Raw genomic sequence first — 18,197 nt, 5'->3', positions numbered from 1 at the left:
TCATTGACTTGCCATTCTCTCCATTATAGAATTTATATACATTTCGCATCCCTTCATCATCCTTTCTGCCTATTCACTGAATCCCTGCATCTACTAGTTAGGAGGTTTTTCTCATGCTTCATGGGCGACTACGTGATATTCTGCGCTTGCTGATGGCGGCTGAAGCCCCGGTGACAAGTTCGTTTTTTGCCGCGCAATTAAACGTAACGACGCGGACAGTCCGCAATGATATAAAGGAACTGCAAGGTATGCTAAGCGGCCACGGTGCCTTTGTACAATCTGTAAGAGGCTCCGGCTACAAGCTCCGCATTGATGACGAGCAAGTATTCAGAACACTGCTGCAAGATGAATTTCAGCAAAAAAAGGGCCTGCCGGTATTGCCGGAGGAGAGAATGGCCTATCTTATGAAACGTCTGCTGCTGGCGGACCATTATCTCAAGCTCGATGAACTTGCTGAAGAACTATTTATCTCAAAATCTACACTCCAAACGGATTTAAAGGAAGTAAAGAAACGTCTGCTGCCTTACCGCATCGTCATGGAAACACGTCCGAATTACGGCTTCAAGCTGCGCGGGGACGAGGTGCAGATGAGGTACTGCATGGCGGAGTACATTGTCGATGAAAGAGAAACGGAGATAGATGTTTTAAATGAAAAGGCTGATATTTTGCCAAAAGAAGAAATTGAGATCATCCGTTCCGCCATCTTGAAAAAAATGAAAAACGACCGCATCCCTCTGTCCAACATGGGACTGAATAACCTCATTATCCATATTGCTATCGCCTGTAAACGGATCAGAACGGAAAACTATGTATCTCTTTTCCCGAAAGATATGGATCATATCCTGCATCAAAAGGAGTACCAGGCTGCAGAAGCCATCGTAAAAGAGCTGGAATCAGCGCTTGCCGTTACGTTTCCGAAAGACGAGACGGCCTACATCACCATGCATCTCCTTGGCACAAAACGAATGACACATTGCGGAGAGGACACATTTTCAATAGAAGAGGAAACCGATCAGCTGACACTTGCCATGATCGAAGCTGTTGATCGTGAACTGAAGCTTGGCATCCTGCATGACAAAGAGCTGAAAATCGGCTTGGCCCTGCATATGAAGCCGGCGATCAGCCGCAACCGATACGGCATGAATCTTCGAAATCCGATGCTGGCAGCGATCAAGGAACATTATCCACTCGCTTTTGAAGCCGGGATCATTGCCGGAATCGTGATAAAGGAACAAACGGGTATTGAGATTCATGAAAACGAAATTGGATATTTGGCTCTCCACTTTGGCGCCGCGATTGAACGAAAAAAAACAGAAAGCCCGCCGAAACGCTGTATCATTGTATGCGCATCGGGAGCCGGAAGCGCCCAGCTTCTGCGCGAAAAACTGCGTTCCCATTTCGGCAAGCGGCTCGATATTCTTGGAACGGCTGAGTATTATAGTCTTGATCAAATGTCCTACGAATCAATTGATTTTGTCATCAGCACCATTCCGATTAAAAAAGAGCTCCCTGTACCAGTACTGAAGGTTAACACCATCTTAGGCGGAACTGACTTTACAAAAATAGAATCTATTCTGAGTGATGAAAAGGAAAAAGCCAATCGCTACCTAAAAAAAGAACTCGTTTTTTTTCAGGAGGATCTGCGCTCAAAAGAAGAAGTGATTCAATTTTTAGGGCAGAAAGCGGTCGAATGCGGCTTTGCCGATGAAGAAATCATAGATTCCATTTTTGAAAGAGAAGACATGTCGCCAACGTGTTTTGGCAATCTTGTTGCCATCCCGCACCCGCTTGTTCCGCAGACGAAAACAACGTTTTGGGCCGTTTGTACGCTCAAAAAACCGATCGATTGGGAGAGTCAGCGAGTTCAATTTGTCTGTCTGCTTTGTGTCGAAAAGGAGAACAAAGCGGATTTGCAAAGCATGTATAAACTGCTTGGCAGCATTTTGGATGACCCGGCGGCGGTGAACCAGCTGATCAAATGTCGTTCATATCAAGAGCTTTCGGATGTGTTTGACCAAAAAATGCTGAGCTGACAGCCTGTATATACCTTTTTTCCGTTGCCTGCGGAAAAACCCTGAGTGTTTATGAAAGCGATTTCATAATATGATGATAGCAACAGCAGGACATTACAAAATTGATTAAACTCTAGGGGGTCTTTTACATGAATATATTACTCGTTTGTGCAGCAGGCATGTCTACTAGCTTACTGGTGAGCAAGATGGAAAAAAGTGCGCAGGAACAGGGAAAAGACTATACCATTTGGGCAGTTTCAGGCGATTCTGTACAAAATCATATCGATAAAGCGGATGTATTGCTTCTCGGTCCGCAAGTCCGTTACATGCTTCCGCAGCTCAAAAAATTAGGAGAGTCAAAGGGGGTTCCGGTAGACGTCATTAATACCGTCCATTATGGCACGTGCAACGGGGCGGAAGTGCTGAAATCAGCTGAACAGCTTGGACATGTGTCATAGAGAGGGGCGGGCTATGTGAATAAAGTCAATCAGATCTTAGAAGAAAAGGTCATGCCTATAGCGGGAAGAATTGCGGGACAGCGTCATTTGCAGGCGCTGCGTGATGGTATCATCCTCACGATGCCCCTGATTATCATCGGTTCCTTTTTCCTCATCATTGGCAACCTCCCGATCCCGGGATACGCTGAGTTTATGGCAAAAACGTTTGGCAGCTCCTGGTCTGAAAAACTGGCCTACCCAGTCGACGCGACCTTTGAAATTATGGGTCTTGTCGCCGCGTTCGGCATCGCCTACCGGCTCGCCGAGAAATACGGTGTTGATGCCTTGTCGGCCGGAGCCATTTCCCTTGCGGCATTTTTATTAGCAACACCTTATCAAGTGCCGTTTATGCCGGATGGCGCGACGAAAGAAATCATGGTTGGCGGCGGGATTCCGCTTTCGCTCATGGGAAGCAAAGGCCTATTTGTCGCCATGATTATCGCAATGGTGTCCACAGAGATTTACCGCCTTATTATCCAGCGCAATTTAGTCTTCAAAATGCCGGACGGTGTCCCGCCGGCGGTAAGCAAGTCATTTGTCGCGTTAATCCCCGGCTTTGCCGTCATCTTCCTAATTTGGGCAGCCCGGCTGATTGTTGAAGCGACACCGTTTGAAAGCCTTCATAATATTGTAAGCGTTTTATTAGGGACTCCGCTTTCCATTCTGGGAGGAAGCCTTGGAGGAAGCCTTGTCGCCGAAGCCGTCAAAATGCTTTTATGGGCCTGCGGCCTTCACGGTGCAAACATTGTCGGAGGCGTCATGGCACCAATTTGGTACGGCGCAATGGATGCCAACCGGATCGCATTCCAAGCCGGTGAGGAGCTTCCTAAGATTTTCACCCAGCAATTTTTCGATATCTGGGTCAATATCGGCGGAAGCGGCGCCACATTGGCACTGGTTGTCACGATGTTCCTGCGCGCCCGAAGCAAACAAATGAAGCAGCTCGGGAAGCTTGCGGTCGGCCCGGCCATCTTCAATATTAACGAACCGATTATATTCGGAATGCCGATCGTCATGAACCCAATGCTCTTACTTCCGTTTATCATCACACCGCTTGTCACAGTGACACTTACGTACATCGGAATGAGCACCGGCCTTGTCGCAAAACCGGCGGGTATCGCAGTGCCGTGGACCATGCCGCCGATCTTTTCAGGCTACTTGGCGACAGGAGGAAAAGTCTCAGGTGCGGTCATGCAAGCCATTAATATTGCCGTGTCCTTTGTTGTCTACTATCCATTCTTCAGAATGTGGGATAAGCAGAAGCTGAAAGAAGAAAACGATATGGAGCTGGTCCAAACGCCTGCAGCATCAGATGACAAAGAAGCGGCTCTGTAGAGAAAGGAAGTGAATCGCGTGAATGAGGAAATGGAACAAATCATTTTTCAAATCATCCTTCACGGAGGAAACGGTAGGAGCTCCGCAATGGAGGCCATTGCCGCTGCGAAAAGCGGTGACGCAGAAGAAGCGCGGAAAAAGCTTCAAGACGCTGCTGAAGAATTGTCAAAAGCCCATCATTATCAGACAGAGCTGATCCAAAATGAAGCGAGCGGAGAAAAGACGGAAATGACGCTTCTGATGGTTCATGCACAGGATCATTTAATGAATGCAATGACAGTGAAGGATATGGCTGCAGAGATCATTGAGTTATATGAAAAAATCACCGAGCAAAGGGGAGCAAGCATATGACAAAAGGATTGAAGATTGTAACGATTGGCGGAGGTTCAAGCTATACGCCCGAGCTAGTGGAGGGGTTCATTAAACGGTATGATGAGCTGCCTGTCCGAGAATTATGGCTTGTCGATATCCCCGAGGGCGAAGAAAAACTGAATATTGTCGGCACACTCGCCAAACGGATGGTTGAAAAAGCTGGCGTCCCGATCGACATTCATCTTACGCTCGACCGGAGAAAAGCGCTGAAAGACGCAGACTTTGTCACGACTCAATTTCGCGTCGGACTTTTGCAGGCAAGAGCAAAGGATGAGCGCATTCCGCTAAAATACGGAGTGATTGGCCAGGAAACAAACGGCCCGGGAGGCCTGTTTAAAGGATTGCGCACAATTCCGGTCATCCTTGAGATCGCAAAGGACATAGAAGAGCTTTGCCCGAACGCTTGGCTTGTTAACTTCACAAACCCTGCCGGCATGGTAACAGAAGCCTTGCTTCGCTACTCCAACCTGAAGAAAGTCGTCGGTCTCTGTAATGTTCCAATTGGCATCAAAATGGGCGTAGCCAAAGCGCTTGATGTAGATGTGGACCGCGTAGAAGTCCAATTCGCCGGACTGAACCATATGGTATTTGGGCTGGATGTTTTCTTGGACGGCGTAAGTGTGAAGGAGCAAGTCATCGAGGCGATGGGCGACCCGAAAAACGCGATGACAATGAAAAATATCTCAGGCGCCGAATGGGAACCGGATTTCTTAAAAGCGCTCAATGTCATCCCTTGCGGCTATCACCGTTACTATTTCAAAACAAAAGAGATGCTGGAGCACGAACTGGAAGCATCACAAACGGAGGGCACCCGCGCAGAAGTCGTACAGAAGGTCGAAAAAGAGCTGTTCGAGCTTTATAAAGATCCGAACCTTGCGATCAAACCGCCGCAGCTGGAAAAACGGGGCGGAGCTTACTACAGTGATGCAGCATGTAACTTAATCAGCTCCATTTATAATGATAAACATGACATTCAGCCGGTGAACACAATCAATAATGGTGCAATAGCGAGCATTCCAGACGATTCCGCAGTTGAAGTGAACTGTGTGATGACGAAAACTGGCCCTAAGCCAATTGCTGTCGGCGACTTGCCGGTGTCTGTCCGTGGCCTCGTCCAGCAAATCAAATCCTTTGAACGTGTCGCGGCAGAAGCGGCAGTTACAGGTGACTACCAAACTGCACTCCTTGCCATGACGATTAACCCGCTTGTCCCGTCCGATACTGTGGCCAAACAGATTTTAGACGAAATGCTGGAGGCGCACAAAGCGTATCTGCCGCAGTTTTTCAACAAAATTGAAGCGTAAAAAAAGCCGGCCTGTAATGGGCCGGCTTTTTTCTTACTTGCTTTCAGTCAGCGCTGCGACTTCGGTCGTCCATCCGAATTCGTCTGCGACAGCGCCTTTTTGAATGCCTGTAATCGTGTCATATAGTTTTTTTGCGATTTCTCCTGTTTCACCGTTGTTGATCGAAAGTGTTTCATCCTGCCAGATCAGCTCGCCGACTGGGGAAATAACAGCTGCTGTACCTGTTCCGAAGGCTTCTTCCAGGATGCCGTCTTTATGGGCTTGGATGACCTCATCGATCGCAATTTTTCGTTCTGAAACTTGAAGGCCCCAATGCTTAAGCAAGGCGATGACTGAATTGCGCGTAATGCCTTCCAGGATGCTCCCGTTCAGCATCGGTGTTACGATTTCACCGTTGATTTTGAAGAAGATGTTCATGCTTCCAACTTCTTCGATGTATTTCTTCTCAATGCCGTCCAGCCAGAGTACTTGAGAAAATCCTTTCTCTTCGGCTACCTGCTGCGCTTTTAAGCTTGAAGCATAGTTTCCTGCGGTTTTGGCATTTCCTGTTCCGCCTTTTACCGCACGGACAAATTCACTTTCAACAGCGATTTTGACCGGCTTAATGCCTTCTTTGTAATAAGAGCCGACCGGAGAAAGAATGATCAAGAGCTTATACGTATGAGATGCCGCAACACCAAGGAAAGGCTCGGTTGCGATGATGAACGGACGGATGTAAAGGGACGTGCCCTCCGCATTTGGAATCCAGTCTTTATCAATTGCGACAAGCTGCTTTAAGCCTTCAAGAACCTGTTCTTCATCAATTTGCGGGATGCAGAGGCGGTCGTTTGATTGATTCAGGCGTTCCATATTTTTTTCCGGTCTGAAAAGCAGAACATGGTCATCCTCTGACACGTAAGCCTTTAACCCTTCAAACACGGTTTGGCCGTAGTGATAGACCATTGCGGCCGGATCCATTGATAAGGGCTGATAAGGAATGATTCTTGGATCGTACCAACCTTTATCTGCGGCATAGTCCATTACAAACATGTGGTCTGTAAACACTCTTCCGAACGAAAGCTGATTTGGGTCTGGTTTCGGTTTTTTTGTTGATGTCAATTCAACGCGAATCGTTTGTTTAGTCATGGTCAATCTCCCTGCTGTTAAATTGTTTATATTATCAAACTTATTTGAAAATAATTATATTCTATTGTATACCTTCAACAAATAATCGCAATAGGTTTGCTCAAATTTGTAAGAAATTCATATGAAAAAAGCAGGAGAAATTAATTCTCCTGCGTGTTCATATGCTCGAATAACCTGTCATAATCGGCGCGAGTGGCATCCCGAAGACCTTCAACACGTTCATTTGTAATCTCCTGTTTGCCTTCCTTCAAGCCGTCCAAGAAATATTGAACATATTCTTCAGATGAAATGCCCCGGTACGTCAGGCCTTGTTTATCGCGTGATTTTTGGTTTAAGCCCGTGTCCACCATAGGCGGTGCCATTTCAATCACTTCCACGCTCGTGTCGCGGAGCTGGTGTCTGAGCGTAAGCGAGAACGAGTGAAGTGCTGCTTTTGTTGCGCAGTACACCGGATAAACAGCTAACGGGTTAAACGCAAGCCCGGATGTGACCTGAACGATTGCCGCCTCAGGCTGCTTCATCAAATGAGGTGTGAAAAGGGCGGATAAATGGACAGGCGCTTGGAAATTAAGTTCAATTTCATCACCGTCCACAAAAAGCTCCTCTGTCCCTTTTTTAAAGTCAATTTCCTTTTGAATGCCGGCGTTGTTGACGAGAACATTCAAGTTCGGATATTCCTTTAAAGCCCATTCATACAATGCTTCCCGCTGCGAACGGTCTGCAACATCACATTGCTTTGTATGGATGTTTGGGAGCTGCTGCTTCGCTTCTGCAAGACGTGCTTCGCTGCGTCCGCAAATGATAACTTCATTGCCAATTTCCAGCAGGCGCTTGGCCAGTTCAAGCCCGATGCCAGCAGAACCCCCTGTGATTAAAACCGTATTGCCTGTCATCTTCATTGGATGTAACACCTCTTAATTAAGTTGGCTGTGATTCCTTTACTATTTCAAATCTTAGCAGGAAATATGCAGCCGCGTCCTATGAGATGCTCAGGATGAAGTGACTTTTCCGGTTTTATAAAATTCGTCAATTGCTTTATCGACATACACCCAGCCTTTCCAGCCGATGTGAATGGTGTCTTTCATGAAATACGGGTCATATTCATGCCCTGAGAAATCAGCAACCTGGAAGCCCTTCGCTCTGATTTGTTTATTTACCTTTTTGTAATAGTCAGTGCGTCCTTTTTTCGGGAAGCCCGTGTAATCGTACCATTTCCCGTTAACAGGAATGGTGACAAACATAGGCTCTGCGCCCGCATCCTTCAGGATATCGAGCATCATTTCAAAGTCGCCATATTCCGGTGACACCGCATACGATCTTCCTTTGTTTTTCCCTTTCAGCTTAGGCACTTTCGGCTTCAGCTTTTTATAGACAGGGTTGTCGATGTGAAAATCGTTAGAACCGGAGTGGCGTTTGCCCGATTGATCCGCTAGTTTATTCAATTCAGACCATGACTTATCCTTTACTGACTGCGAGATATAGCGCTTTGGCCCGGATGATTCTGTCGTTGAATAATACAGATCTTTCTTTTCCAGCATGCTGTAATACACTTTCGCCGCCGGCTTCAGCGCGTTCACTTTCCACGTCTGGCCGTTTACCATTGCTTTGTACAGCTCAGAAAGAATGGCATCGTTTTGCACAGCCTTAAAGCGCAGCATGCGTTTCATCATTTTCTTTTTAATTTCAGGGTCGATCTGATCGTTAAATGCCAAATCAAGCCCTTGCAGCGCAGAATAGTTCGGCGCGAAATGCTGTTCATCAGACCCGCGCTTAATAAACCATTGCGGAGACACGATGAATACGATTTTTTTGCCCTTCAGCTGATCCATATGGGCAGCGAAGTTTAAAGAATGAATCAATGACTGGGATCCGCCTTTGCCGACAAGGTATGGCGTGAATCCCTCATTGTTTACTTGAAAATAATTAGATGGGTGGAACTCGTCCAGCCGGGAAAGCTCAGAAGACCCGTAAATCGGAAGATATGTCGGATCTTTGAGCATCTGATCTTGTAAATATAGCCCTTGAAACATACTCGGATTCAAGGCTGTTGCTGACTCTTTCACACGCTTATCGGTGATGAAGCCTGTCAGCCATGAAGATGGAATTGCGATGGCGCCTGCGAATAGAATAAACGCCAAAATAATTGGCCCGAAAAAACGCTTTTTCATTATTTCAACTCAGACAGCTGATTTACAATGTTGTTAGGTGTATTCCAAACGTCCCGGTCAAATTCAGTGATCGGCACTAAAATATCAAAACGGTTTTCAATCGCAAGCAGCAATTCTACTGTTCCAAAAGAATCAAGCAAACCTTCTTCAAAAATTTCAATATCAGGATTTTCCTTTACGATGTCATCCTGGCAAACCTCTGCTAAAACGTCTAATACCTCTTGTTTAAAATCCATAGCTTTCTAATCTCCTTTAATGGTGGTGATGAAATGGTTTTCCTGAGAAAATATAAAACCCGAAGCAAACGAAATGGAATGTGATCACAATAGCGAGAATGGTTGTCCAGCGGTTGGACGGCAGCCATTTATATTTCTTATTCCACTTCTCAAAAAAGTTGTAACATGTCATCAGCACGGCGTGATAAAGGCCGTAGATGATATATTGCGGCGCGAGCCCGTGCCAAACCCCCATCAGCATAAACAGCAGGAAATACCCGATGTTTGAGACGGCCATACGGTTTTTGATCCACTTTTTCTTAGTCATCCAAAATACGAATCTCATAAACACATAATCTCTGAACCAAAATGACAGAGACATATGCCAGCGATTCCAGAAATCTTTAATATTTTTACTGATAAATGGTTTATTAAAGTTTTCTGGTGATTTAATGCCCATAATGTAGCTGACCCCGACGGCAAACATCGTGTAGCCGGCGAAATCAAAGAATAAATACATGCTGTAGCCGTACATGTACAGCAGGTTCCCAAGAATCTTATTGTGCGTGATTGCGGGAAGATTCATGATGAAGTACGTATTGATCGCGTAGCCGATAATAAATTTATACAGGAAACCGATGAAGATTTTATGGATTCCCGTATACAACAGGTCGGCGTATTCTTCTTTCGTCCAAGCCTTCTGTTCATCCTTGACGAACCGGCGGTATCTGTCGATCGGGCCGGAGGAAATCGTCGGGAAAAACAGGATGAAATACAGCAGGCGGTGCAATGGCAGCTGTTCTTTCAGCAGTCCGTCTCTTGCTTCCATAATCAGCTGAACGCCTTTAAAGGTTAAATATGAAATCCCTAAAAAGCTGATCAGGTTATGCGGCGGATGATGCGGCTGCGGGTGTGACAGAAACGGCCATATTTTTGACAGAAATAAAGGCAGAATAGACGCGATAACAGCTCCGCAAAACACAAAGCCGCTGTTCGCTTTCTGCCGGTATGCCAGATAGCCGCTGATCAGGAGCACCTGCCATATTGTAAACAGGCACAGCGCGATGACCCCGTGTAAGTCGTGCGAAAAAATTAAAGCCAATATAATGATAGATATGAACATGTTGTATGCTTGAAATCTTTTTCCGTTTAAGCCGAGAATGATCGTCGGCAGAAGAAGAATGCCAAGCAGTATAAAGAATAAAAACGAGCTGTAAGGCGTCATACAAGAACCTCTTCGCCAATGCGTTTTCGGTCAATTTTGCCGTTAGCCGTCATTTGAATGTGATCCTGATAGATAAATTTTCTCGGGATCATATATGCCGGAAGAGAAGCGGCAAGCTCTTTTTTAATAGCGCTTGTCAGCTGGAATTCCTTCTCGAACTCATGCTCCTCAGGCACAATAGCAGCGATCAGGTACTCAACTGTTCCGTTTGGCTGATAAGGAATCACGACAGCAGAACGAACGTACTGTGACTGTCTGACATGGAACTCGATTTCCTCCAGCTCCATCCGATAGCCGTGAAGTTTAATCTGAAAATCCAAACGTCCTTGGCAGAAAATCTGACCGTCTTGAATAAAGCCGGCATCGCCAGTTCGGTATGCCCACTGGCCTTCATGAGAGAAAAACGCTTTTTCCGTCAGCTCTGGCTCACCAAGGTAGCCTCGGCTTACACTCGGTCCTGCAATGACGATTTCCCCTTTTTCTCCATCAGGAAGCGGCTGTCCCTCTTCATCCATAATGAAAATGTTCATATCTGGTTTGGCGAAGCCCACTGGAAGCGATTCGCTGCGGCTGATGACGTCATCCGTAATTTCAACCGATGTGACAGCCACTGTCGCTTCAGTCGGGCCGTACGTATTAAAAATCTTCGCTTTCGGGAAACGCTCAAGCAGCGCTTTGGCCACAGAAACCGGAAGAACCTCTCCGCAAAACATAAATGTGTCCGCATGAGGCAGCAGATCCTGTGAAAAACCCGGATCCATCAGGCACATTTGCACAAAGGAAGGTGTTGATGTCCACACATTCAGCCCGGACTTCTTCAGCTCTTCAAATAAGACTTTCGGCTTATTCACAGCATCCTTTGTCACGCAATGTAAAGTCCCGCCTGATTGAAGGCACGGATATAGGTCCATGACAGACAAATCAAATGAGAACGGCGCTTGGTTTAAAAATATTTTTCCTCCGCTGACTGGAAAGTCTGCACAAATCCAGTCTGTGAAGCTTTGAAGGTTCGCAGCGGAAATCTGCACGCCTTTCGGATTTCCTGTGCTCCCGGAAGTGTAAATGATATAAAACGTTTCGTGTTCTTTGACCCATTGATCTTGGCTGACAGAGCCGCCTTCGTTTTCCAGCAGTTCTTCCGCAGAAACTGTCTGAATCTGCTGGCCGACTGCATCAATTGAGAGTCCTGCTGCATGGATCAGCAATTCTGCTCCAGAGCTTTCGATAATTTTCGCAATCCGTTCGGACGGAATGGACAGGTCAACCGGAATATAAGGATGTCCCGCTTTGACACTTCCCAAGAAGGAAACAAGCATGTGCGGCTCCATGTGGCCGTACACAAGGATAGGAGATTTCTTTTCCCCAGAAATGCGTTTTTGGATCGCGGCAGCCGCGCGGTCAGACTGCTCCCATAATTCCTGATACGTGAGCGACTGGCCTTGAGAGCGGAAGGCATCGGTTTGCGGATAAGTTTCCGCATGTGTTTGAATAGCATGTAAAAGTTTCATAGTTATTCTCTCTCCAATTAGAAATCGTTATAAATATATGAACCGGTATTCGCGGTGTGAAAACCATACATAAAAAACAAAACAAGCAGTATCATCAAATAAAAGCCTGTATGACATGTCCACTTGACAGCGGGTTTTTCATACAGCTGTTTCATTAATTGCAGCATATCAAAAATTCCCTTCCCGTTTTTTCGACAATCACATGATTATTTGACGATCAGATGCTCAAAAAGTTTCATTTTTTCCCTAATCTCCCTCAAATTAATATATCGGCGTATGTTTTTGAAAATGAATCTTTATACCTGCAAGGGCAAGAATGGAATGTTTCGAGCTGATTCATAATAAAGGAAAAGATACCTGTAGTCAAAAGATCTTTTTAACTTTTAAAAAGTGTAATGTACTTAAAAAAATTTTTCTGTACCTGTTCGTTCAAGTGAAAGCAGAAACCTAATGAAATCAGGGCGAGAAGCGTATAATAAGAAAGAAAACGCCTTCTTGCGGTATCTTGTGAAATAAGGGAGAAGTCATTATGATAGATAAGGAAGCAAAAGGAGTTTTTTATTAAGCTGCCGGCTGAAAAAAAGTAAGCCTTTTAATAGAAAGGAAGAGGAAGATGAACCAAACAAATAAGGGTGAGGGTCAGACAGCGCCGCAAAAAGAAAGCATGGGGCAGATCCTTTGGCAGTTAACCCGTCCTCATACGTTAACCGCATCGTTTGTGCCTGTGCTGCTCGGAACCGTTTTGGCGATGTTTTATGTGAAGGTTGATCTGCTGCTGTTTTTGGCTATGCTGTTTTCTTGCCTATGGATCCAGATCGCGACGAACTTATTTAATGAATATTATGATTTTAAACGCGGATTAGATACAGCAGAATCAGTCGGAATCGGAGGGGCCATTGTACGCCACGGAATGAAGCCTAAAACGATTTTGCAATTAGCTCTTGCCTCATACGGGATTGCCATTTTGCTCGGTGTCTATATTTGTGCCAGCAGCAGCTGGTGGCTTGCGCTGATCGGCCTTGTCGGCATGGCGATCGGCTACCTGTATACAGGCGGGCCGCTGCCGATTGCGTACACGCCGTTCGGTGAATTATTCTCAGGCATTTGCATGGGTTCGGTGTTTGTGCTGATTTCGTTTTTCATTCAGACAGATAAGATCAATATGCAGAGCATTTTGATTTCCATCCCGATTGCGATTCTTGTCGGCGCGATTAACCTGTCGAACAACATTCGTGATATTGAAGAGGACAAAAAAGGCGGACGCAAAACATTGGCGATTTTGATGGGGCATAAGGGAGCTGTTACTCTGTTAGCTGCGTCGTTTGCCGTCGCTTATATCTGGGTTGTCGGCTTGGTTATTACCGGTGCCGCAAGCCCATGGCTGTTTGTCGTCTTTTTGAGCGTGCCTAAGCCGGTTCAGGCAGTGAAGGGCTTCGTCCAGAACGAAATGCCGATGAATATGATTGTCGCAATGAAATCAACAGCCCAAACAAATACATTTTTCGGATTCCTGCTCTCGATCGGATTATTGATCAGCTATTTCCGATAATAAAAAAGACCGCTCGTTTCGTGCGGTCTTTTTTTGTTACAATCGACCGCATTTTGTAAAAAAATTCATAGAACCTTGCAGCAGACAGGGACGTCTAGTACATGGACAGCGGATAAAGTTCCGTTAAAGGAGATGACGAAAATGGATTTATCTGTAACACATATGGACGATTTAAAAACAGTAATGGAAGATTGGAAAAATGAATTATTAGTTTATAAATTTGCGCTAGATGCGCTCGATACAAAGTTCTCAATTATCAGCCAGGAATATAACCTCATTCACGGACACAACCCGATTGAACATACAAAATCCCGTGTCAAAAGCTTTGAAAGCATCGTGAATAAGTTAATGAGAAAGGGCTGTGAGATTACGACGAAGGAAATGAAGGAGCATATTCACGACATTGCCGGCGTGCGCATCATCTGTTCCTTTATTTCTGACATTTATAATGTCGTGAATGTGTTGAAGCAGCATGAAGATTTGAGAATCGTAAAGGTAAAGGATTATATCCAGACACCCAAACCGAATGGCTATCGAAGCCTGCATTTAATCATTGAAATGCCTGTGAATTTAACGAACCGTGTGGAATACGTCAAAGCAGAAATTCAAATCCGGACAATCGCGATGGATTTCTGGGCGAGCCTTGAACATAAAATTTATTATAAATTGAACAATGACGTTCCTAAGCAATTAACAGATGAGCTGAAAGAAGCCGCGGAGATTGCCCATTACCTAGATGAGAAAATGCTGGGGATTAAGAAAGAAGTGGATTGATAACAAAAGCGAAGCCTGACAGGGTTTCGCTTTTTTGCTTTGCTTGCTAGTACTTTTTATACCAGTATAAACTCACTTCTGTTTCCATGATTGAACCTGCTTTATCATGCATGAAGAAAGGAGGTAAACATGAACCATTCCATTTCATTATCGAGAGGTTTGATTTTTCTTATAGCGGTGACTAGCGGGTTTACGGTAGCTAATGTCTATATCAATCAAACATTGCTTGTCAGCATGGCAGGCACGTTTCATGTGACGCCGGCACAAGCTGGGATGATTGCTACATTGGCGCAGTTTGGCTATGCGGCGGGGAACCTTCTGCTTGTTCCATTGGGAGATCTTTTTGAACGCCGCCGCTTAATTGTGAGCCTGCTATTCTTAGTGGGGATTTGTTCGGCCGCTTCAGCGTTAGCTGTAAGCTTTCTATGGCTAGTCATCACAAATTTATTATTGGGATTCTTCACGATTATTCCTCAAATCCTTGTGCCGTTTGCGGCAGGTTTAGCAAATGACAGGAACAGAGGAAGAGTACTCGGAAACGTAGCTATCGGCTTGGTTTGCGGAATTTTAGGGGCGAGAGTGGTCAGCGGGGCGATAGATGCCCATTATGGCTGGCGCGTGATGTATTGGATTGCCTGTGCAGCAGCCGTCATCATTATGTTGATCATTCACTTCTGCTTTCCGAAAAGCAAAGGGACACATGCATTTCATTACGGAAAACTCATTTCTTCATTATTTCCGCTTTTGATCAAGGAGAAAGTGTTAAGAAAAGCATGTGTAAACCAAGGCTTCATGTTCGGCGCCTTCAGTTTATTTTGGACGACGTTAGTGTTTATGGTGAGTGAACCTCCATTCTCGTTTGGCAGCCAGACTGCCGGAACAATCGGTTTGGTGGGAATTGGCGGGGCTTTTGCAACTCCGCTGATCGGCCGGATTATTGATCAAAAAGGAGCTGCTTTTTCCAACAAGCTTTGTATGTCTTTTACCTTATTGTCATTTGTTTTATTAATGGCAGGCCAGACTTCATTGATTGTGATTGTATTGGGCGCTTTATTCATCACCATGGGCATTCAGGCGAATCAGGTGGCGTGTCAGGCGGAGATTTTCCAATTGTCGGCTGAAATGAGGAGCAGATTGAATGGCCTCTTTATGGTCAGCACGTTTTTAGGCGGCGCCTTGGGATCGTATGCAGGGGGTGCGGTCTGGATGCTGTTTCATTGGAACGGTGTTTGTATCCTGGGGATGATCATGGTCGGTATTGCCTTCAGTTCAAGGATTACCATAAACCGTACTACTAAAAAAGCGATATTGGAAGGGAGATAGAAGCTGATGCGAACAAGTGAACGTTATAAAAAAGGGTTAGATATTCTGAAACAAATTGATGAGGAGAACTATGAAGCGATCGTGGACAATTTTAAACATTCCATCGCTCCGGACCTTGGTGTGCTTGCCGTGGAGTTTAACTACGGTCAGATTTTTTCAAGACCAGGTCTTGATCTGAAATCCAGATTATTAGCAACCGTTGCTGGATTGACTGCATTGGGCAATACCCAGCAGCTAAAATTCTATATTAACGGAGCCCTGAATGTCGGATGGACACAAGAAGAACTCATAGAAGTCATGATGCAGATGATTATTTACTCAGGTTTTCCGAATGCACTGAATACCATTCTTCCTGTGGCCGCTGAAGTATTTGGAGAACGAAACAAATAATATAAAAACCTTCTCCTTTTTATGTAGAATACTAATAGGAAATTCTATGCAAAAGGAGAGTGTGTATGTGGACAGTATGGCAGAAAAACGGAAAGAGCTAGGGGAGTTTTTAAAACTGAAAAGGGCACAGCTTTCTCCGCAAGAGTTTGGATTGCCTATGGGTACCAGAAGGAAAACAACAGGCTTGAGAAGAGAGGAATTAGCCCAGCTGTCCGGTATAGGTGTCACATGGTACACATGGCTGGAGCAGGGAAGGGATATTCGGGTATCAACACAGGTACTGGAAAGCATATCGAGAGTGCTCAAATTGAATTATGAGGAAAAGCGTCATGTCTTTCTGTTGGCTGGCCATCATGTTCCTTTAGATGATCAGGATGAAGATAATAAGAGCCTTCCTCTGGCTGTGCGGCACTTTATTGATCATTTAACCAATTGCCCTGTTTATGTGACTGACGAAAAGTGGGACGTTATTGCTTGGAACACAGCAGCTTGTGCTGTGTTCGGCAATTTTGGCCAAATGGGCAGTAAGGAAAGGAATGCCATATGGCGATGTTTCACCTCGAAGGAGTATCGGGATCTGCTTGACGACTGGGAAAGCCACGCCAAAAAACTTATCGCACAGTTTCGATCGACAGCCAGCCGGTTTCTTGGGGAAGCATGGATAAAAGAGCTGATCGATGAGTTAACTGAAAGAAGCCCGGAATTTAAAAAATGGTGGAACCACCACGAAGTATTAGGCACACACGCAGGAGAAAAAGTACTTCATCACCCGGCAGCCGGAACAATGGTGATGGAGCATATGACATTACAAATATATGACTCTCCTGATTTGAAACTGACCATTTATCGCCCGTTAGAAAAAGAAAATACAGTTGATAAACTGAAAGCTTTACTTATAGACGGCTAAACAGCTGATCATTATAAAAAAAAGACGGCACCCAAGTGCCGTCTTTTTTTATTTGATATCTTCAAAAATGTCAGTTGCTTTGGCCTTCATTTGTTTCTTAATGGTTTTCGGTTTCTTCTCTTTTTTCACAGCCTCATAGACAGCGGCTGTCACAAGATCGCCTGCTTGCTGGAGGCGTTCTTTGCTGATATGATCAATCGAGTCTTCAGGGGTATGATACCACGGCTCAACTTCTTCTGTTTCCGGGTCTCCCCAAATAAAGTTGGCGGAATCAATGCCGGCTTCGTGGAATGGCACATGATCAGATGATCCTCCCTGTGTCAGAGACAGGCTGTCAAACCCAATTTTTTCAGCAGCCGTATGGCTGGATTCCCAAACATAGTTAGATTGGCCGTCCAATGTGTTGACATACAGCTCAGACGCTTTTTCCCAGCTTGTGCCTACCATATCTAAGTTGAAGTTCACTTCGCTTCGTTTCAGCTCTTTTTCTGATAGATGATCTACATAGTGAGAGGAGCCGAGCAGGCCGAGCTCTTCGGCGCCGAAAGCGATAAAGCGGATTTCTTTATCAGATGGAACGCTTTTTAAGACACGCGCCATCTCCAGTATAACAGAGGTTCCTGAGCCGTTGTCATTTGCTCCGGGTGAAAAAGGAACACTGTCGTAATGGGCCGTCACGTACACAATGTCTGGATGTTTGATGTTCTTTGGTTTTTTAATTCCGATGATGTTCTGAGAGGTTTGGTTTGTGAATGCTTTTAGTTTTAAGGTGGCTTCTTTTTGCTGGGTAAGTGCTTCGCCGTCTTCTTTCTTAATGCCGACGACCGGAATGCCGACTTTATTTCCCGACAGGTTTGGCGTCATAGGCACGAGGCTTTCTTTGTTGTTATAAATGATGACAGCTTTCGCTCCGGCGGCTTCGGCATTTTTGGCTTTCTCGTAATAAGTCAGGTCTCCTCTGGAAATCAAGGCGATTTTGCCCTTGGCGTCAGCGGTAAAGTCCTTTTGATAGCCCAATCCCGCATTGTAAAGCGGGGCCGTCAGCCCTTGTTCTTCAGTCGGAGCTGAGCCGGACGCCGCTTGGAGAAGAATATCGCGTCCTGCTGAAGACAGTGTACCCTCAAGCCGGTCAGGAATGTTGAATCGTTGAACCTTCACATCAAGCTTTAATTTTCTCAAGGATGAGGCGATCAATAGGGCACTCTTTTTTTCAGCTGCAGTTCCGGCTATTCTGGGGCCGATTGCTTCACTTAGCTGAGAAATGGTAGAGTACGCATGCTTTGCTTTGAATGGAAGCTCGCGCTCGCTATTTGATATTTGTACAGCGTGTGCGGCAGGGGTGACACTCTGTGCCGGCAAGAGCAGTGTGCCGGCAGTTAAAACAGCCATCGTCATGACAGTCAAAAGCTTTTTCATCAAAAATAAACCTCCCCTAAATGTATGGTTGGGGAATATTTCGGGATGCTAAAGGAGTTTCCTGCAAGATGGAGAGC

Annotated in this window: 19 protein-coding genes; 11 read left to right on the top strand and 8 right to left on the bottom strand. The window is 45.4% G+C overall.

Features of this window, described 5'->3' with window-relative positions:
* Positions 1 to 113: 113 nt before the first annotated feature.
* The 5 genes from licR to licH all read left to right on the top strand — a co-directional run bounded on the left by licR (position 114) and on the right by licH (position 5,520).
* Complete coding sequence (gene licR, locus NSU05_RS19600) at positions 114 to 2,033, top strand: transcriptional regulator LicR (RefSeq protein WP_038429850.1); 1,920 nt, start codon at positions 114 to 116, stop codon at positions 2,031 to 2,033.
* Between the two features lie 128 nt (positions 2,034 to 2,161).
* Entirely contained in the window at positions 2,162 to 2,470 is a 309-nt protein-coding gene (gene licB, locus NSU05_RS19595; RefSeq protein ID WP_003218755.1) for a PTS lichenan transporter subunit IIB, read from the top strand.
* A 15-nt stretch (positions 2,471 to 2,485) separates the two neighbouring features.
* The gene (gene licC / locus NSU05_RS19590; protein WP_038429849.1) at positions 2,486 to 3,844 is read left to right on the top strand and encodes a PTS lichenan transporter subunit IIC; all 1,359 of its coding nucleotides are present in this window, start codon (positions 2,486 to 2,488) and stop codon (positions 3,842 to 3,844) included.
* 18 nt (positions 3,845 to 3,862) lie between these two features.
* Positions 3,863 to 4,195, top strand: a complete 333-nt coding sequence (gene licA, locus NSU05_RS19585) for a PTS lichenan transporter subunit IIA (protein ID WP_014478379.1) — start codon at positions 3,863 to 3,865, stop codon at positions 4,193 to 4,195.
* Entirely contained in the window at positions 4,192 to 5,520 is a 1,329-nt protein-coding gene (gene licH / locus NSU05_RS19580; protein ID WP_003244285.1) for a 6-phospho-beta-glucosidase LicH, read from the top strand. Before licA ends, licH begins: the two co-directional genes overlap by 4 nt.
* Positions 5,521 to 5,553: 33 nt before the next feature.
* Here licH and NSU05_RS19575 read toward each other — a convergent pair whose 3' ends face one another.
* The 7 genes from NSU05_RS19575 to NSU05_RS19545 all read right to left on the bottom strand — a co-directional run bounded on the left by NSU05_RS19575 (position 5,554) and on the right by NSU05_RS19545 (position 11,928).
* On the bottom strand, positions 5,554 to 6,645 hold the full coding sequence (locus NSU05_RS19575; protein WP_003244231.1) for a branched-chain amino acid aminotransferase: 1,092 nt from the start codon (positions 6,643 to 6,645) through the stop codon (positions 5,554 to 5,556).
* 140 nt (positions 6,646 to 6,785) lie between these two features.
* A complete protein-coding gene (locus NSU05_RS19570) occupies positions 6,786 to 7,544 on the bottom strand; it encodes an SDR family oxidoreductase (protein WP_029318645.1) in 759 nt (252 codons plus the stop codon).
* Between the two features lie 90 nt (positions 7,545 to 7,634).
* Entirely contained in the window at positions 7,635 to 8,813 is a 1,179-nt protein-coding gene (gene dltD / locus NSU05_RS19565) for a D-alanyl-lipoteichoic acid biosynthesis protein DltD (protein ID WP_003227323.1), read from the bottom strand.
* Positions 8,813 to 9,049 (bottom strand): D-alanine--poly(phosphoribitol) ligase subunit DltC, encoded by a 237-nt coding sequence (dltC, locus tag NSU05_RS19560; protein ID WP_003227325.1) that lies wholly within the window; start codon positions 9,047 to 9,049, stop codon positions 8,813 to 8,815. The genes dltD and dltC overlap by 1 nt, the downstream gene beginning before the upstream one ends.
* 16 nt (positions 9,050 to 9,065) lie before the next feature.
* A complete protein-coding gene (gene dltB / locus NSU05_RS19555) occupies positions 9,066 to 10,253 on the bottom strand; it encodes a D-alanyl-lipoteichoic acid biosynthesis protein DltB (RefSeq protein WP_003227327.1) in 1,188 nt (395 codons plus the stop codon).
* Positions 10,250 to 11,761 carry a D-alanine--poly(phosphoribitol) ligase subunit DltA gene (gene dltA / locus NSU05_RS19550; protein WP_038429848.1) on the bottom strand — a complete coding sequence of 504 codons (1,512 nt, stop codon included), beginning with the start codon at positions 11,759 to 11,761 and terminating at the stop codon, positions 10,250 to 10,252. The genes dltB and dltA overlap by 4 nt, the downstream gene beginning before the upstream one ends.
* Before the next feature lie 17 nt (positions 11,762 to 11,778).
* A complete protein-coding gene (locus NSU05_RS19545; protein WP_003227330.1) occupies positions 11,779 to 11,928 on the bottom strand; it encodes a teichoic acid D-Ala incorporation-associated protein DltX in 150 nt (49 codons plus the stop codon).
* A gap of 149 nt (positions 11,929 to 12,077) precedes the next feature.
* On the opposite strand from NSU05_RS19545, the gene NSU05_RS19540 reads away from it, so the two are divergent.
* The 6 genes from NSU05_RS19540 to NSU05_RS19515 all read left to right on the top strand — a co-directional run bounded on the left by NSU05_RS19540 (position 12,078) and on the right by NSU05_RS19515 (position 16,704).
* On the top strand, positions 12,078 to 12,212 hold the full coding sequence (locus tag NSU05_RS19540; RefSeq protein ID WP_038429846.1) for a hypothetical protein: 135 nt from the start codon (positions 12,078 to 12,080) through the stop codon (positions 12,210 to 12,212).
* 162 nt (positions 12,213 to 12,374) lie between these two features.
* Positions 12,375 to 13,310, top strand: coding sequence for a 1,4-dihydroxy-2-naphthoate polyprenyltransferase (locus NSU05_RS19535; RefSeq protein WP_009968370.1), 936 nt, complete (start codon positions 12,375 to 12,377; stop codon positions 13,308 to 13,310).
* A 141-nt stretch (positions 13,311 to 13,451) separates the two neighbouring features.
* Positions 13,452 to 14,084, top strand: a complete 633-nt coding sequence (ywaC, locus tag NSU05_RS19530; RefSeq protein WP_003244564.1) for a GTP pyrophosphokinase YwaC — start codon at positions 13,452 to 13,454, stop codon at positions 14,082 to 14,084.
* A gap of 129 nt (positions 14,085 to 14,213) precedes the next feature.
* On the top strand, positions 14,214 to 15,407 hold the full coding sequence (locus tag NSU05_RS19525; protein WP_038429845.1) for an MFS transporter: 1,194 nt from the start codon (positions 14,214 to 14,216) through the stop codon (positions 15,405 to 15,407).
* A gap of 6 nt (positions 15,408 to 15,413) precedes the next feature.
* Positions 15,414 to 15,797, top strand: a complete 384-nt coding sequence (locus NSU05_RS19520; RefSeq protein ID WP_038429844.1) for a carboxymuconolactone decarboxylase family protein — start codon at positions 15,414 to 15,416, stop codon at positions 15,795 to 15,797.
* 67 nt (positions 15,798 to 15,864) lie between these two features.
* Positions 15,865 to 16,704 carry a helix-turn-helix transcriptional regulator gene (locus NSU05_RS19515; protein WP_019712842.1) on the top strand — a complete coding sequence of 280 codons (840 nt, stop codon included), beginning with the start codon at positions 15,865 to 15,867 and terminating at the stop codon, positions 16,702 to 16,704.
* A 48-nt stretch (positions 16,705 to 16,752) separates the two neighbouring features.
* On the opposite strand, the gene ywaD is transcribed toward NSU05_RS19515, so the two are convergent.
* Positions 16,753 to 18,120: an aminopeptidase YwaD gene (ywaD, locus tag NSU05_RS19510; protein WP_038429843.1), complete on the bottom strand. Its 1,368-nt coding sequence runs from the start codon at positions 18,118 to 18,120 to the stop codon at positions 16,753 to 16,755.
* Positions 18,121 to 18,197 lie beyond the last annotated feature (77 nt).

The organism is Bacillus sp. EU52 (genome assembly GCF_037964975.1).
GTDB classification, from domain to species: Bacteria; Bacillota; Bacilli; order Bacillales; family Bacillaceae; genus Bacillus; species Bacillus subtilis.
Note: the sequence above shows the minus strand (reverse complement) of the source record. Positions and strands in the feature narration are given on the sequence as shown.